At 41.7% G+C, this 16318-nt stretch carries 18 protein-coding genes; 10 read left to right on the forward strand and 8 right to left on the reverse strand.

Annotated elements, in window-relative coordinates; translation table 11 throughout:
* Positions 1-32 precede the first annotated feature (32 nt).
* Positions 33-899, forward strand: coding sequence for a cupin-like domain-containing protein (locus tag DZC72_RS07000; RefSeq protein WP_394340622.1), 867 nt, complete (start codon positions 33-35; stop codon positions 897-899).
* Between the two features lie 52 nt (positions 900-951).
* Here the strand turns inward: DZC72_RS07000 and DZC72_RS07005 are convergent, their stop codons facing one another.
* From DZC72_RS07005 to DZC72_RS07020, 4 genes are all read right to left on the reverse strand, one after another.
* A complete protein-coding gene (locus DZC72_RS07005) occupies positions 952-1422 on the reverse strand; it encodes a regulatory protein RecX (RefSeq protein ID WP_125222132.1) in 471 nt (156 codons plus the stop codon).
* Entirely contained in the window at positions 1422-2000 is a 579-nt protein-coding gene (locus tag DZC72_RS07010; RefSeq protein WP_125222133.1) for a PepSY domain-containing protein, read from the reverse strand. The genes DZC72_RS07005 and DZC72_RS07010 overlap by 1 nt, the downstream gene beginning before the upstream one ends.
* Before the next feature lie 219 nt (positions 2001-2219).
* Positions 2220-3767 carry an Rne/Rng family ribonuclease gene (locus tag DZC72_RS07015; protein ID WP_125222134.1) on the reverse strand — a complete coding sequence of 516 codons (1548 nt, stop codon included), beginning with the start codon at positions 3765-3767 and terminating at the stop codon, positions 2220-2222.
* Positions 3768-4024: 257 nt separating this feature from the next.
* The gene (locus tag DZC72_RS07020) at positions 4025-4315 is read right to left on the reverse strand and encodes an HU family DNA-binding protein (RefSeq protein ID WP_013306152.1); all 291 of its coding nucleotides are present in this window, start codon (positions 4313-4315) and stop codon (positions 4025-4027) included.
* A 126-nt stretch (positions 4316-4441) separates the two neighbouring features.
* Between DZC72_RS07020 and mutY the strand changes: the two genes are divergently transcribed.
* The 6 genes from mutY (at position 4442) to DZC72_RS07050 (ending at position 10063) form a co-directional block, all read left to right on the forward strand.
* Entirely contained in the window at positions 4442-5491 is a 1050-nt protein-coding gene (mutY, locus tag DZC72_RS07025; RefSeq protein ID WP_125222135.1) for an A/G-specific adenine glycosylase, read from the forward strand.
* A 115-nt stretch (positions 5492-5606) separates the two neighbouring features.
* Positions 5607-6068, forward strand: a complete 462-nt coding sequence (locus DZC72_RS07030) for a single-stranded DNA-binding protein (RefSeq protein WP_125222136.1) — start codon at positions 5607-5609, stop codon at positions 6066-6068.
* 22 nt (positions 6069-6090) lie between these two features.
* Positions 6091-7419, forward strand: coding sequence for a gliding motility-associated protein GldE (locus DZC72_RS07035; RefSeq protein WP_394340623.1), 1329 nt, complete (start codon positions 6091-6093; stop codon positions 7417-7419).
* Entirely contained in the window at positions 7409-7963 is a 555-nt protein-coding gene (gene gldD / locus DZC72_RS07040; RefSeq protein WP_125222137.1) for a gliding motility lipoprotein GldD, read from the forward strand. Before DZC72_RS07035 ends, gldD begins: the two co-directional genes overlap by 11 nt.
* A 12-nt stretch (positions 7964-7975) precedes the next feature.
* A complete protein-coding gene (locus DZC72_RS07045) occupies positions 7976-8923 on the forward strand; it encodes a pyridoxal-phosphate dependent enzyme (protein WP_125222138.1) in 948 nt (315 codons plus the stop codon).
* Positions 8924-10063 (forward strand): MBL fold metallo-hydrolase, encoded by a 1140-nt coding sequence (locus tag DZC72_RS07050; protein WP_243641671.1) that lies wholly within the window; start codon positions 8924-8926, stop codon positions 10061-10063.
* Here DZC72_RS07050 and DZC72_RS07055 read toward each other — a convergent pair.
* The 3 genes from DZC72_RS07055 to DZC72_RS07065 all read right to left on the reverse strand — a co-directional run bounded on the left by DZC72_RS07055 (position 10060) and on the right by DZC72_RS07065 (position 14030).
* The gene (locus DZC72_RS07055; RefSeq protein WP_240042648.1) at positions 10060-10380 is read right to left on the reverse strand and encodes a hypothetical protein; all 321 of its coding nucleotides are present in this window, start codon (positions 10378-10380) and stop codon (positions 10060-10062) included. The two genes, DZC72_RS07050 and DZC72_RS07055, sit on opposite strands and share 4 nt — an antisense overlap.
* Before the next feature lie 250 nt (positions 10381-10630).
* Positions 10631-12703, reverse strand: a complete 2073-nt coding sequence (locus DZC72_RS07060) for a M16 family metallopeptidase (protein WP_125222140.1) — start codon at positions 12701-12703, stop codon at positions 10631-10633.
* A gap of 4 nt (positions 12704-12707) precedes the next feature.
* Positions 12708-14030, reverse strand: coding sequence for a M16 family metallopeptidase (locus DZC72_RS07065; protein WP_125222141.1), 1323 nt, complete (start codon positions 14028-14030; stop codon positions 12708-12710).
* A 163-nt stretch (positions 14031-14193) separates the two neighbouring features.
* Between DZC72_RS07065 and DZC72_RS07070 the strand changes: the two genes are divergently transcribed.
* The 3 genes from DZC72_RS07070 to rpmA all read left to right on the forward strand — a co-directional run bounded on the left by DZC72_RS07070 (position 14194) and on the right by rpmA (position 15722).
* On the forward strand, positions 14194-14649 hold the full coding sequence (locus tag DZC72_RS07070; protein WP_125222142.1) for a DUF4199 family protein: 456 nt from the start codon (positions 14194-14196) through the stop codon (positions 14647-14649).
* A gap of 98 nt (positions 14650-14747) precedes the next feature.
* The gene (gene rplU, locus DZC72_RS07075; RefSeq protein WP_125222143.1) at positions 14748-15419 is read left to right on the forward strand and encodes a 50S ribosomal protein L21; all 672 of its coding nucleotides are present in this window, start codon (positions 14748-14750) and stop codon (positions 15417-15419) included.
* A 42-nt stretch (positions 15420-15461) separates the two neighbouring features.
* Positions 15462-15722 carry a 50S ribosomal protein L27 gene (rpmA, locus tag DZC72_RS07080; RefSeq protein WP_099544685.1) on the forward strand — a complete coding sequence of 87 codons (261 nt, stop codon included), beginning with the start codon at positions 15462-15464 and terminating at the stop codon, positions 15720-15722.
* A gap of 58 nt (positions 15723-15780) precedes the next feature.
* On the opposite strand, the gene DZC72_RS07085 is transcribed toward rpmA, so the two are convergent.
* Positions 15781-16302, reverse strand: coding sequence for a 5' nucleotidase, NT5C type (locus DZC72_RS07085; RefSeq protein ID WP_125222144.1), 522 nt, complete (start codon positions 16300-16302; stop codon positions 15781-15783).
* Between the last annotated feature and the right edge of the window lie 16 nt (positions 16303-16318).

Here is a 16318-nt window from a genome sequence, read left to right on the forward strand (position 1 = left end):
AAATTTGCGGCTTACTAAAAACCCAAATTGATTTGAAGTTAGCAGAAATTCCAAGGGTAGAAACGATTACTAAGGAAGACTTTATAACCTATTATTTTAGGCCCCAAAAACCTGTTGTCATTCAAAGGGGCATAGAGGATTGGCCCGCTTTTAGGAAATGGAATCTGGACTATATGAAAGAGGTGGTTGGGGACAGGGAAGTGCCGCTGTACGACGATAGGCCCGTTCATCATAAAGATGGTTTTAACCAGCCCCATGCAAAGATGAAGATGTCCGAGTATATTGAGCTACTACAGACCAAGCCCACAAAATACCGTATTTTTCTTTGGAACATATTAAAGGAGGTGCCAGAATTGCAGAACGATTTCTCCTATCCGGATTTTGGAATAAAACTTATGAAAGGACTTCCAATGTTATTTTTTGGGGGTAAGGATTCACATACTTTTATGCATTACGATATTGACTTGGGAAATATTTTTCACTTTCATTTTCAAGGGGAAAAGGAGTGTATTCTCTTTCCGCAATCAGAAACAAAGTACTTATATAAAGTACCTCACTCTTTGATTACCCATGAGCGAATCGACTTTTCAAACCCCGATTATGAAAATTGGCCAGTTTTAAAACAGGCCAACGGGTATAAGACTGTATTAAGGCATGGTGAGGTATTGTATATGCCAGAAGGATATTGGCATTATATGAAGTATAATACCCCCGGTTTTTCCATGAGCTTGAGGGCCATTGCCAGAAACCCGAAGAACCTTGCCAAGGCACTATATAACGTATTGGTAATGCGCCATTTTGATGTTTTGATGCGTAAGTTTAAGGGACAAAAGTGGATCGATCAAAAAAATGAAAGGGCCATTTATAGGACAAATAAATTGAAAAATATTAGTACCTAGAAATTTGTAATTATAGTCAATAGCCAATTAAAAATAAGCTTGTCCAATGCGCTCAACCTACTAGCTCATTTACCTTATCGTACACTAAATGACTTTCCCAACCACGGTATAGCAGGTAATCAGCAAGTTTTTTCTTTTTCTTCTGAATGTCCGTCTCCTTGATCTGCTGCAGTCTTTTTTTTGCGAGGGCATCAAAAGTAATCTGGTACTGGGTCCCTTCGATTTCCTTTAGTGCCGTTTGAATATTGAACCTTGAAATTTCCCTATGCCTCAACTCCGCTATAATGCGCTGTTTGCCCCACTTTTTTATGTTGAACTTGCCCCTGGCAAAACTTTTGGCGAAACGTTCTTCGTTCAAAAAGTTTTCCTTGATCAAATGGGATATAATGGTATCAACGGCAATTGGGATCATGCCCATGTCCTGTAGTTTTTTAATGACCTCTTTATGGCATCGGTCCTGATATGCGCAGTACCCTTCCAATTTTCGGGTGGCTTCCTCCAATGTAAAGGATTCTTTGGCCATTAGGAACTTTTTGCTATTCTTTTCATTCTTTTGGGCCCATACCAAAGCCAAAATCCTGTAATCGTGAAAACCAATAGGGCCAAGCCCATAATGGACGTGTAGATTAGTTTTATTTGATCGCTCGATGTTCCTATGTATCGGTCCAAAATGGAGCCATCATGTACTTGTTCTATAAAGTCGGACCGCCTTCGTTCAATTTTCAACAATTCGCCTGTGGCTCCATCCAGTTGGATTCCGTAGAAATTGTCCACGAACTTGAACTTTAAGATTCCTTTATCCGGCCGTACATCAATTCTATCGATTTCGGGTGAAAGTTCCCCAGAGATGGAATCCCTAAAAATTGTTTGGGCATTGGATTTTAAAATTTCCAAAGGAAGCCATTCCGATAATTCCGTGGAGGTACCTTTTTCCGTTTTTGCAAGGATGAGTCCATTACTGTTTTTTTTCCAACCTAAAAGAAGTCCGGTAATGGAAATAAATAAAAAAAAGAAGAATAGAAGGGCTCCTGTGGTACGATGTATCTTTCTGAAAATACGAATGACTTTTGCCTGGTGCTGTCTTCTGTTATTTTTTGGCATTAAAGGGATTATTTTTTGCAATTCCTAAAGGTAAGATACTCATAAGTGTCTTAAAACACTTTAAGAATTATTTAGATAATCCACTTGCATGAATGAACGTCCAAAATTTATGGAAAGATGTTATCAGGTCCAATAAAAATAAATTACAGACCTTATAAAAATTTGATTTTAAAATGGGAAACAAAAAAAGCGACCTCTTTTGGAAGTCGCTTTTAACGCTTAATATATTGTTTTACCGTCCTTATTCTTAAAACGGTATTCGAGATACGTATACGCATCCCTTGGTTGAATCTTTATCCATCGCTTGTGTTCAAGGAACCACTTGGTGCGAATGGACGGGAATCCTTTTGAAATGTAGGCCGCTATGAAAGGATGTATGTTTAACGTTATGCTGCTGTCTTTTGCAGGTCCTTTCAAGAGCCGTTCCAGATCCACATTGATTTTGTTGATCAAAACGATGGGAGCTTCAATCTCCTGTCCGCCTTTGTTTGGATTCTCTTCGGTTGTTTTAATATTCATTTCGGGCCTTACACGCTGTCTTGTTATCTGTATAAGCCCAAATTTACTGGGAGGTAAAATTTTGTGCTTAGCCCGGTCGTCTTTCATCTCATCCCTAAGATGGTCAAAAAGTTTCTTTCTATGTTGTGATTTTACCATATCGATAAAATCCACTACGATGATACCCCCCATATCCCTTAGGCGAAGTTGTCTCGCAATTTCCGAGGCCGCCAAAAGGTTTACTTCCAATGCAGTGTCTTCTTGGTTCTTGGCCTTGTTGGAACGGTTACCGCTGTTGACATCAATTACATGTAACGCCTCGGTATGTTCAATGATAAGGTAAGCACCTTTGCTCATGGTCGCAGTGCGGCCAAAGGAAGTCTTGATCTGTCTGTCTATTCCAAATTTTTCGAAAATAGGGACATTGGTATTGTAGTGTTTAACTATGGATTCCTTCTCCGGGGCTATCTCGGCAACATAGTCCTTGATTTCTCCGTATAATGTGGGATCGTCAACATAAATTCCGGTAAAGCTATCGTTAAAGACATCCCTAAGGATGGAGGAAGCCCTATTGAGCTCCACTAATACTTTTGAAGGCGTCTGGGCCTTATATAATTTTTTGCACATTGCTGACCATTTATTCAGCAAGTTTGCTAGGTCTTTGTCCAGTTCCGCAACTTTTTTGCCTTCTGCAACCGTTCTGATAATAACCCCGAAACCTTTTGGTTTTATACTTTTTACAAGTCTTTTCAATCGGTCTTTCTCCTCTTTGCTTTCAATTTTCTGCGATACGGAGACACGATCGGAAAAGGGCACCATGACCAGGTAACGTCCGGCAATGGATAGCTCGGAACTTATTCTGGGTCCTTTGGTCGAAATCGGTTCTTTTACAATTTGCACTAAAAGAGATTGATTGGCCTTAATGGCATCCGTAATGACACCATTTTTGTCAATATCTTTTTCGAATGGAAAGTTTTTTAAGGAATAATCCTTTAGTTTTCCGGTACTCACCTGTTTAACGAACTTCAACATAGAAGACAGTTGTGGTCCCAAATCATGATAATGAAGGAACGCGTCTTTTTCGTAACCCACATTAACGAATGCGGCATTTAGACCTGTTACGGGTTTACGAATTTTGGCAAGGAATATATCCCCTACCGAAAAGTCGTTATTGTCTTCCTCTTTGTGGAGTTCAGTGAGTTTTCCGTCTTTTAGCATGGCAAATTCAACGGCATTGGAACTAGATCTTACGATTAATTCTCTATTCACCTGAATGTATTTGTATCTATCCCTAGTTAGTGTAGGATAGATGGATTAAACAATGCTTGAAACAGATTAAAAAAATCTGCCGAGAGTCTCTTTGGAATCTCTATGTCAAGGAACGTAGGTATTAAAATGAAAAAGTAGTTTCTAAAACTACTTTTTCTTGTGTCGGTTAGCTCTTCTGCGCTTCTTACGCTTATGGGTAGCTACCTTATGTCTTTTTCTTTTCTTACCGCTCGGCATAAAGTTCTTCTTTTAGATTATTATTTTACTTGTACGTTGCTTTTTACACCTTCTACAAAAACCTTTGCCGGCTTAAATGCAGGAATGTTGTGGGCGGGGATTTTGATGGTTGTATTCTTAGAGATGTTCCTGCCGGTTTTCTCTGCCCTGGTCTTGATGATAAAACTACCAAAACCTCTCAGGTACACATTATCTCCACTTTCCAAAGAAGTCTTTACTTCTTCCATAAAGGATTCAACTGTTGCTTGTACATCTCCTTTTTCAATTCCCAGCTTGTCTGAGATCTTCGATACAATTTCCGCTTTCGTCATCTTACAATATTAGATTTTCTGTATTTTTTTCGGGTTGCAAATATATAAATTAAATTCAATCTTTCTTTCTAATAATCTAATTTTAAGTATTTAAACTGATACTTTTGCTGCTTATTATTTTTGCGAATGTCTTTTTCCGATAAAATTTTGACATGGTACCTTGAAAACAAGCGCGATTTGCCCTGGCGCGACACCTTGGACCCCTATAAAATTTGGTTGTCGGAAATCATTTTGCAACAGACCCGTGTTGCCCAGGGCATACCGTATTACCATAGGTTTATCGAAGCCTTTCCCAAGGTTGAAGATTTGGCCATAGCCAATGAGGAAAAGGTCCTTAAACTTTGGCAAGGACTGGGCTATTATTCAAGGGCCCGAAATCTGCACGCTTCCGCAAAAATGGTCGTTGAGGAATTCAATGGGACCTTCCCCAAAACCTATACAGGTTTGATAAAACTAAAGGGTGTTGGGGACTATACGGCGAGTGCCATTTCCTCCATTTGTTTTAACGAACGGCAGGCGGTCGTCGATGGAAACGTATACCGAGTATTGTCCAGATATTTTGGTGTGAACATACCGATCAATAGCACGGAAGGGATTAAATCCTTTAAAAAGTTGGCCATTGAGGTCTTGCATCCCACCAATATTAGGGATTACAACCAGGGCATCATGGAATTTGGTGCGGTCCAATGTACGCCCCAAAGCCCCAATTGTTCTTCCTGTCCGCTGGCCGGTGGTTGTGTGGCCTTGGAAATGGGCACCGTAAAGGATTTGCCCGTCAAAATTGGAAAGACGAAAATTAAAAAGCGCTTCTTTAACTACTTGGTACCCTTGGAGCATAGGAAAAGCGATGAGACCCTCACTCAATTGAGACAGCGTAAAGGAAAGGGTATTTGGCAAAATCTCTGGGAATTCCCCTTATTGGAAACGGAACGGGAAATCGGTTTGGAGGACATTGAAATTCGGCATTCCGAGGTGCTAAAGTTCAAAAGACCACCGGAAATCAGCCTATTTAATTCGGATTTTATCGTCCATAAACTTTCACATCAGCATTTGTATACCCAATTTTGGATCTTGGAAGGGCCCTTTTATCGAACCAATGCCATACCCATATCCAATCTTGAAAATTATCCGGTCCCCGTATTGATAGCGGAATTCATGAAAACATTTAAATTTTAGTACTTTTGAACTATGGATTTCCTTAGTATGGGAATCAGCAGGTAGAACTACCTGATTATTGTAAAGGGCAACCTTTAATTTCAGGCAGTTTGTATACAAATAAAGGTGAAAAAATATGAGCGGTACATTAAATAAGGTAATGCTGATCGGGCATTTGGGAGACGAAGTGAAGATGCACTATTTTGAAGGCGGAGGATGCATCGGGCGCTTTCCTTTGGCCACGAACGAGACGTATACAAACAAGCAGACGGGCGAACGCGTTACCAATACGGATTGGCATAATATCGTGGTGCGGAACAAGGCCGCCGAAATCTGTGAAAAATACTTGAGCAAAGGCGATAAGGTATATGTTGAAGGTCGTTTAAAGAACCGGCAATGGCAGGGAGAGGACGGGAACACCCGTTATACTACGGAGGTACACGTACAGGACTTCACCTTTTTGACCACAAAACAGGAAAGTATGGAAAATAGCTCCGGCCAATCTTCCCAGCCGCAACCAATGCAGCATGATGAAAGGACACCTGCAAAAACACCTGCACCTTTGAGTCAGGACGAGGATGATGACCTACCTTTCTAATTTGGATATTAAATTATAGAAAGTGGATCCCGACCGTTTACCACTGGCATCGTTTTTTATGGCAATGGATAGTGCATTCGCACTAAATATTGCCGTCTTGATACTTCTTCTTTTATGCTCTGCCCTCATTTCAGGGGCAGAGGTAGCCATGTTTGGACTTTCGGTGACTGAAATCAACGAAATAAAGGACCAAAAAACGGACAGGGGAACTATCCTTATAAGATTGTTGGAACGGCCTAAAAAATTATTGGCTACCATACTTATTGCCAATAACGCCATCAACATTGGCGTGGTATTGATTTTTAATTTGATAGGTGATACCCTTTTCTCCGAAATAAATACGGTTCTTTTCAATATTGTATCGGTCAGGTTTCTTTTGGAAGTGGTCGTAGCTACATTTTTGATTCTAATGTTCGGTGAAATATTGCCCAAGGTCTACGCCAATAGAAACCGATTGAGTTTCTCCAACTTCATGGCCTATCCCTTAAAGGTCTTGGACTTTATCTTTTCCCCTTTGAGCCTGCCCATGCGCTCCGGCACCCTCTTTTTATACAATAAGCTGGGGAAGGAAAAATCCAATTTAAGTGTGGACCATCTGTCCCAAGCCCTGGAACTTACCTCAGACGGCGATACCACCAAGGAAGAACAAAAGATTTTACAGGGCATCGTTACTTTTGGGAATACCGATACCAAACAGGTCATGAGGCCCAGGATAGATATTTTCGCATTGAACGATCAAATGAAGTTTCCCGAAGTGTTGGAGGAAATTAAAAAGAACGGATATTCAAGGATTCCCGTTTTTTCGGAAAATTTGGACAATGTCCTGGGAGTTTTGTATGTAAAGGACCTTCTGCCATACCTTGACAGGAAATCCCTTAATTGGATGTCATTGATACGGGAACCCTACTTTGTCCCGGAGAATAAGAAATTGGATGATCTCCTGGCCGATTTTCAGACCAAGAAAAATCATTTGGCCGTCGTCGTGGACGAATACGGGGGTACTTCCGGTATTGTGACCTTGGAGGATATAATTGAGGAAATAGTTGGGGACATAAGCGATGAGTTTGATGATGAGGACCTGGTTTTTTCCAAATTGGACGATTACAACTATGTCTTTGAAGGAAAGACCACCCTAAAGGATTTCTATAGGGTCATCAAGCTTACCGATGAGGATATTTTTGAGGAAAACAAAGGAGAATCTGAAACCATCGCCGGTTTTGTGCTGGAAATGGCAGGAAGTTTTCCAAAAAGAGGCGAGGAAGTTGTTTTTCAGGATTATAAATTTGTCGTGGAGAGTTTTGATAAAAAGAGGTTAAAACAAATTAAAGTAACATTGCCCCATGAGATGTAGGATTTTGGTACTCCTTTTTGTCTTTATTGTTCTTTTAGGCTCGTGTGAAGACCAACCCATTCCCAAGCCAAAGGCCCAAATGCGCTTGGAATATCCACAGGGAGCCTCTTCACCCTTGGAAACCGAAAATTTTAGATTCAATTACAATGAATTGGCAACGCCCAATCTGGATTCGGAAACTGCATTTTCCTTGGAGTACCCAGACATGAAGGGCGCTATTTTCTTAAGTTATAAAAAGATAGATGGCAATCTGGAAAAACTGATTGTTGACGCCAAGCGGCTTAGTTACGAGCACGCCGTAAAGGCCGATAATATTGTGGAGCAACCCTATGTAAACCCCGATAAACAAGTTTATGGTTCCTTGTTCGAAGTGCAGGGGAACGCTGCCTCCCAATCACAATTCTTTGTGACCGATAGTACGGAACATTTTTTGACGGGTTCCGTCTATTTTTACGTAAAACCCAATTATGATTCCATATTGCCCGCTGCAGCCTATCTTCAAAATGATATTAGAAGGATCATAGAAACATTGGAATGGAAGTAATTCAAAAATGGGATGAACAAGACTGTACTAACGGATTGCCACAAGAGAATCATTCCTTTCATACATAATACCCCTGTGCTTACATCGACCTTGATCAATGAACGTTTGGGATGTAAGGTGTTTTTCAAGTGTGAAAACTTTCAAAGGGGGGGGGCTTACAAAATAAGGGGCGCTACCAATGCCATTTTGAATCTGCGCGAGGCTCAACGAAGAAACGGTGTGGTTACCCACTCTTCGGGCAACTTTGCGCAGGCCGTTTCCTTGGCCGCCAGGAGTTTGGGGGTTCCTGCACATATTGTTATGCCCACTACGGCACCAAAAGTTAAGAAGGAAGGGGTTGTTGCCTACGGCGGACAAATCTACGAATGTGAACCCACCGTTGAGGCTAGGCAGGCCAAGGCCGATAAAATTGCATCCGAAACAGGTGCGGTGTTTTTGCATCCTTCCAATGATCTGAACGTGATCATTGGACAGGGAACCGCTGCTCTGGAATTGCTTGCTGAGCAAACTGATTTGAACTTTATTTTCTGTCCCGTAGGCGGGGGAGGCCTCATTGCCGGTTCCTCCTTGTCCGCCAAATATTTTGGACAGGATTGTAAAGTTGTAGGGGGCGAGCCTTTTGAAGCAGATGATGCCTACCGTTCCTTGATTTCTGGGAAGATTGAAGGAAATGAGACGGTCAATACCATCGCCGATGGTTTACGAACCACTTTGGGAGATATCAACTTCCCGATAATCAGGGAAAATGTCTCAAAAATCGTTCGGGTTACGGAGGAGGAAATAGTTTTGGCGATGCGCCTGGTCTGGGAGCGAATGAAGATTATCATTGAACCTTCAAGTGCCGTTACATTGGCGGCCCTTTTTAGGGATTGCAAAGAAAATCCATCGGACTATCAGAATAAAAAAGTAGGTATAATTATCTCCGGGGGTAATGTAGATTTGAATCAGTTGCCTTTTTAAATGCGAACACTAAAGCGGATACTAAAACGAATGTTCATATCGATTCTTTCCATCATCATTGTACTTATTATCCTGGGGGCACTGTTCATAAATTTGAGTCCGGAGTTTGGCGGTACCATCTCGGATTCGCAAAAGGAACAATTTTCAAAATCGGAACACTACGAGAACGGTGTTTTTGAGAACTTGGGCGGTGTGACCATGTCCATGGGCTTCAACGATTATCTCAAAGGATTGCGTGGATTCTTTGGTCCGCAGCCAAATGCAAGACCAAAAGGTGCCGTTCCCGTTGTATCGGTGGATTCTATGGAGCTTGCAAAATATAAGGGTCCCGCAAGGATGGTTTGGTTTGGGCATTCCACTTTTTTATTTCAGGCCGATAGTAGGAATATTTTGATAGACCCCATGTTGGGACCGGTTCCCGCCCCCCATCCATTTTTAGGGGGCAAAAGATTTAGCGAAGAACTGCCTATTTCAATTCAAGAATTGCCATCCATTGATTTTGTGCTTTTGTCACATGACCATTACGACCATTTGGATTATGGATCTATCTTAAAATTGAAGGACAAGGTACAGATGTTCTTTACACCCTTGGGAGTGGGGGCACACCTAGTGGAATGGGGCGTAGCCGAAGATAGAATCAAGGAAATGGATTGGTGGGACGAAACTTCTTTTGGAGGCTTTTCCATAAAATGCGTTCCTGCGCAACACTTTTCTGGCCGTGGCCTAACAGATCGGGGCAAGACCTTATGGAGTGGGTGGGTAATCCAGAAGGATGGTGCCAATGTCTTTTTTAGTGGCGACAGTGGTTATGGAAGTCATTTTTCCAAAATTGGAGACAAATACGGTCCTTTTGACTTTGCCATGCTGGAATGCGGACAGTATAACAAACTATGGCATGAAATCCATATGATGCCGGAGGAGACCGCCCAAGCAGGAGTAGATGTGAAGGCAAAGGTAATTATGCCCATTCATTGGGGCGCCTTTAAATTGGCCATGCACCCATGGACCGATCCCGTCGTACGGGTAAGCGATAAAGCAAAGGAATTAAACCTACCGATTGTTACACCTAAAATTGGTGAATTCATTTATTTGGCAGAACCTACTTCCGATGATGAAGCTTGGTGGACGAGGGTAGATTAGTTGTTGCCCAAGAGCGCTTCGGCATTGGCAATACTGGAATTAATTTTTTCCTTAACTTCCTTGACCTTCTCTTCCTCCTCCTTCAACCATTGCTTTTTTTCCTCGCTCAGTTCCTTGCCATCCATGATTTCTTCGGGCTCGAACCTGTCTCCAAAACCTTGCATCCAATCCATCATGGATTTGTTGGCATCCTGTAAATCGCGCATCGCTTTGGCCTGGGGAGAATCCGTTCCTAAGGAATCCGCCATCGGTTTTAACTGACCCACCAGTTTTCCCAATTTTCCCATTTTGGGCATAACCTCGTCATGTATTGCCATAACTTGTTCCATTTGGGAAGGCAAAGTTTCTTTTTTTTCTTCCTTGCATGAGATAAAAAGCAAGAAGCAACTTAAGATTGGGATAAAATATTTTTTCATGAAGATATTCGTATTAAAGGGTAAAGTCATTCTAAGTTGCAAAGATACCAAATAGGGTTATTATCTATAACTACAAAAACTCCAGTTGTAAAATTTAAAATAATAAAAGCCCGCTCCTTTAGGGAGCGAGCTTTTTAATTATTTGTAAAGGTTACTCAAAATCAGCTGGAGTGACCCCTTCGTTGACCTTAATTTCTGACACTATGAACTCTATATTCTGCGGCCCCATACTCTGTATAAGCTTGTACGGGAAAAGGATGCCCGATACTTCCCTATAATCTTCAAGCATCGTAATCTGTTGCATGCTCTGTCCTTGCATGTCGATCACATTTACTTCCTGCAATTTTAGTCCGGTTTCAGTGTCGTAAAAAGCCGTTTTATTATCTGTAATCTTGACTTTGTAGGCCTTCTTGTCTCCTACCATATCGGTTCCTTCCAAGGAAATACCACCAGCTGCCAAATAGTTCAATTCTGGGAACGGGGCGGATTCCTCCTTCATCTTGGTTATTTCTTCTTCTGAAAAATCCTTTCGTTGACCTTGTGCAACCATATAACCTTTGTCTCCATCAAAAACTTGTTTGCTAAGCGAGTTGCCCATCATTTGAAGGTCCTGCATAAACTGGTCCTTGGATGTTTTCTTTAGTTCCAAATTCAGCTTCATCCCCTGCATTTCCGCTTCTGCGGTCATCGAATAGGAATCTACACTTTCCAAAGTTTCCTTACCGCCTATGGCCTTTAGGTAGTTTTCAATCACGGTTTCCGCTGTCAAACCTTCCGGAGTTGCGGCATTGTAATCCGGTTTTTCAGTACGTTCCGCCGTTTTTGTGTAAAATAGAACGGGTAGATTCTTTCCTTTGAATTCCACTTTTTCAAGATTCTCCAATACCTCGCTTCCCTTGCCCGTCACAACCACGCGCGCATTGGAAGAGCTAAAGTATTTTTGGGCTGCCTTTTGAACATCTTCAACGGTTATTTTTTCCAGTCTTTCCAAATAGGTCTTGTAAAAATCTTTGGGAAGTCCTTCTTTTTCTATGTTCAAGGCGTAATTGGCAATGGTCTGTGGTTGTTCCAAGGCCATAACGAACCTACCAGCATATTTGGCTTTGGTGTTTTTCAATTCTTTTTCAGATACGGGTTCGGTTATTATTCTATCAATTTCCTTTAGAATTTCCACTACCGAGCTATCCGTTACCGCATTCCTTACACTTGCCACGGCCCTAAATCTTGATGGTTCATACTTGTCGTCGCCTATGGCAGAATAGGAACCATAGGTATATCCTTTGTCTTCACGCAGGTTCAGGAACAATCTGGCTTCACCGCCGCCTCCCAAAATTTGGTTGGCTATTAAGGCCGGCAGATAATCGGGATCTTTCATTTTCAAGTTTACGATGTTCTGAACGGTAATTTCTGATTGTACCGCGTTAGGCATATCCACAAAACTGATCTGTGTATTGAAAACATCCTTTGGATTGGTGTAAGTAAACGATGGGGGAACCGCTTTGGTCCAGGAAGTAAAGTGCCTTTCCGTTAATTCCTTTACCTCGTCAAAATTTACATCGCCAACCACCACCAGGTAGGCGTTCGCAGGTACAAAATAATCCCGGTAGAAGGTTTTCACATCTTCTAACTTTACATTATTTACCGTTTCAATGGTGGTGAATTCGCCGTAAGGGTGGTCCTTTCCATAGGCCAAGGCCCTTTGAACCCTTTCGCTTATCGCCGAAACATCTTTTTCCTCCGCCTTTAGGGCAGTTATCAAAATGTCCTTTTCCTTGTCGAATTCCTCCTGTGTGAAATTTGGGTTTATGGCGGCATCGGCTATCAATTCCATCATTCTTGGAAAATACTTTGAAAGTGAACTCGCAAAGGCGCTTTGTGCCCCAAAACTCAGTCGGGCCCCAAGAAAATCGACCTCCTCATTGAATTCGTCTTTGGGAATGTTCTTTGTACCCTGCCCCATCAAGGACCCGGTTAAACTGGACACCCCAGCTTTATCGCCCTCCAAAATGGGCGGGTTGTCTATGGACAGTTGAATCGAAACCGTTGGAAGCTTATGGTTTTCAACTACCATAACCTTTAACCCATTGTTTAGGCTAAAACTTTGGGGTTCTTCCAGGTTTATCTCCGGAGCGGGTCCGGGTTTTGGCATCGTAGATCTGTCCACTTGCCCCTGTGTGGCAGTTGCCACTAATATGCTGAATAATAGGGTATATAGCTTTTTCATTTTCTTAGTTTGAAGGTTTTTCTTCAGGTAAATAGTCGATGATCACGCGTTGATTAGGCTTTAAATATTTATTGGCCACTTCCATGATTTCATCTCGGGTTACGGAACGATATATCTCGATTTCCTTATTGATCAATTCCGTATCACCGTAGAGCATGTAGTTTCTGGCCAAGGAATTGGCGATGCCCTCCACACTGGAATTTGAGTTTACATATTGATTTTCAAACTTGTTCTGAAGTTTTTGGTAATCCCTTTCTGTAATGGGTTCTGTACGGACCTTGGCAATTTCTTCTTCCATCTCAGAAATTAAGGTATCCAAGGAAGTCTCTCCAACGGGTAGGGCAAAGACAAAATACATGCTATAATCCTCTTGTGGAATATTGAAAGCCCCCACCTGCAAGGCCTGTTTTTGGTCATCCACCATTTTCTTGTAAAGTTTGGAAGTAGGGCCATCACTTAAATAGGTCGATATCATATCCAATACATAGGCATCCCTTTCTTTAAAGCCCGACGTTCTATAGGCCAATCCGGCAGCGGGTATCTGAATATTGGGGTCATAGAATTGCACTCTTCTTTCCGTGGTGATTGGGGTTTCTTTTGGATAGTTTCGCGAAACATCGGCACCTTTTGGAATCGGCCCAAAGTAATCCTGTACCAGACCTTTTGTTTTTTCTATATCGATGTCCCCTGCAACTACCAGGACTGCATTGTTGGGTACGTAGTATTTTTCATTGTACGCCTTTACGTCTTCCAAGGTAGCGGCTTCCAAATCTTTCATATACCCAATATTTGGGTCTTTGTATGGATGCTTTTCAAAAAGGTTTTCCCCTAAGACCGGAAGCAATTGACCGTAGGGAGAATTATCATATCGCAGCCTCTTTTCTTCTTTTACGACTTCGATTTGGGTATCCACTCCATCCTGATTGATAACGGGATGCAGCATTCTTTCCGACTCCAACCAAAGTCCCAATTTTAGGTTATTTGATGGAAAGACCTCATAATAATAGGTCCTGTCCTGGGTCGTGTTCGCGTTATTGGTACCCCCGTTGGAAGAAACGATTTCAAACCATTTTCCCTTTTCTATGTTTTTGGTGCCTTCAAATAACAAATGCTCAAAAAGATGTGCAAAGCCTGTCCTGCCTTCCGTTCTGTCTTTACCGCCAACATGGTACATGACCGAAGTTGTTACCACAGGCGCCGAATTGTCCTGATGAAGGATGACGTGCAGGCCATTGTCCAGATCATATTCCTCATATTTGACCTCTTGGGCAAGTAGTACTGTGCTAGAAAGCAAAATGGTGTAAACCACAAGTAGCTTTTTTTTCATTTTTTAATGTTTAGTGTTTTTCTATACCATAAGTATAGATTTCTGAGATTTGTTACGCTAAAATAGGTTTTTGTAGGGCTAATCTTGGTAAAGTTCATTGTTTTAGTCGGTTTTGAGTTACGATTTATGGAAAGATTCACTAACTTATAGGGAAAAACAAGTCATGAAAAATTATACGCTCCCTATTAGATTTGGAATTGTAACTAGCGCCTGTCTTATCGCCTATTTTTTGATTTTGGCGCTTATGGGCCTACACACCAATGTTTTTTATAGTCTATTTAATGTGCTCATTACTGGATTTGGTATTTATGAAACTATAAAATACCTAAAAATCAAAGGCCCTGATACTTTTGAATATGGTACCGGTTTTGTAGCAGGGCTCGTAACGGGTGGCATAGCCACATTTATTTTCACCCTGTTTTTTGCTTTCTATTCCACGGAATTGGCACCTGGGTTTTTGGAAGAACTTTCCACAAAATGGGCTAAGGAATACGAGAACTTTGAGGCCATTGTTTTTTTGGTGGTCGCCACAATGGGATTCGTTACCTCCTTGGTACTAACGCTATCGTTTATGCAACTTTTCAAACCTTCCAATAATTTAAAAAGCGGAAGGGGGTAAAATCCTTAAAAAACCCTTGTAGGTTACGTAATAAGCAGTATATTTGCACCCGCCTTTGGAAAAAATCCAATAGGTATTAACAATACATTTTTAACGATATGTACGCAATTGTAGAGATGGCAGGGCAGCAATTTAAGGTTGCGAAAGACCAGAAAGTGTACGTTCACCGTTTACAGACTGAAGAAGGTAAAAAGGTAACTTTTGACAATGTACTTCTTTTGGATGACGGAAAGAGCGTAACTGTTGGCGCCCCAGCTATAGACGGAGCCGCTGTTGAGGCCAAAGTCATTAAGCACCTTAGAGGTGATAAAGTAATCGTTTTTCACAAGAAAAGACGTAAGGGTTACAGAAAGAAAAATGGGCACAGACAATCCTTGACTGAGATTGTAATCGAGTCCATCGTAGCTAAAGGTGCGAAAAAAGCCGAACCGGCCAAAAAAGAGGAGAAGCCAGCTGCCAAGAAGGAAACTCCTGTAGAGAAGTCGGTTGCCTCAAAACCTAAGGCCGCCAAAGCAAAAGCAGCAGCCGATGACCTTAAAAAAGTAGAAGGAATTGGACCAAAAATTGCAGAAACCTTGAATGCTGCCGGCATTACAACCTTTGCAGAATTGGCAAAGTCCACTCCGGAGAAAATCTCTGAAATTATCACAGACGTTCGTGGTAATCACGTAACCGATACTTGGCCAGCGCAAGCTAAATTGGCCGCTGAGGGTAAATGGGATGAGTTGAAGAAGTGGCAAGACGAATTAGACGGAGGTAAAGAATCATAATTCCTTTATTTTCTAAGTATAACAGTATAAAACCTTAAAATTATGGCACATAAGAAAGGTGTAGGTAGTTCAAAAAACGGTAGGGAATCAGAATCGAAACGTTTGGGCGTTAAGATTTTTGGTGGTCAGGCCGCTATTGCCGGTAACATCATCGTAAGACAGCGAGGTACAAAGCACAATCCAGGTGAGAATGTGTACGCCGGTAAAGATCATACATTGCATGCCCGTGTTGACGGACTTGTAAAATTCGAGAAAAAAGCAGGAGGTAAATCCTATGTTTCCATTGAGCCATTCGAGGCTTAATATGTTATTCTCGTAAAAAAAAAGCCCTCACACTGTGAGGGCTTTTTTTATTCAGTTGTCACAGTAGTTTTTCTGCCACCTCTTTCCAAGAATTCACCCGTTCTATTCCCGTGGTATGGATATTATGGGGCGAGGTAAATAGTAATGGCCGACCATCAAATTGTGTAAGGTTATAGCTTCGGTCATCGATCAAAACATCGCCTTTAAGAATGTGTTTATGGCCGCAAAGGATTCGGTTCTGCCACGGGATAAAAGGGAAATGTTCGTCCAACCAATCACTTTTTTCCTCCAAGGAATTGGGAAATTGCATGGCCGCCGAGGCGATATAAACTTCATATTTTTTTGCCAGTTCGTTCAGGACCTGTATACTGTCAGCTATCGGTTTTAAATTTCTAAAGAAACCGCGCCGTCGGGCATGGTTTCGTACACTGTCCTGATGGGCTTCGGGAACCTTATGCCAGACTTCGCTACCCATACATTGCTCCTCGGTGAGCATGGCATTGAATTCTTCATTGTAAATATCTTTATGGGCGCGGTAGGTATCTGCCAACACCTCGTCCATATCCACATGTATCGTCATAAAAATGGAAATTTAA

It is taken from the genome of Maribacter algicola, from assembly GCF_003933245.1.
GTDB lineage: Bacteria > Bacteroidota > Bacteroidia > Flavobacteriales > Flavobacteriaceae > Maribacter > Maribacter algicola.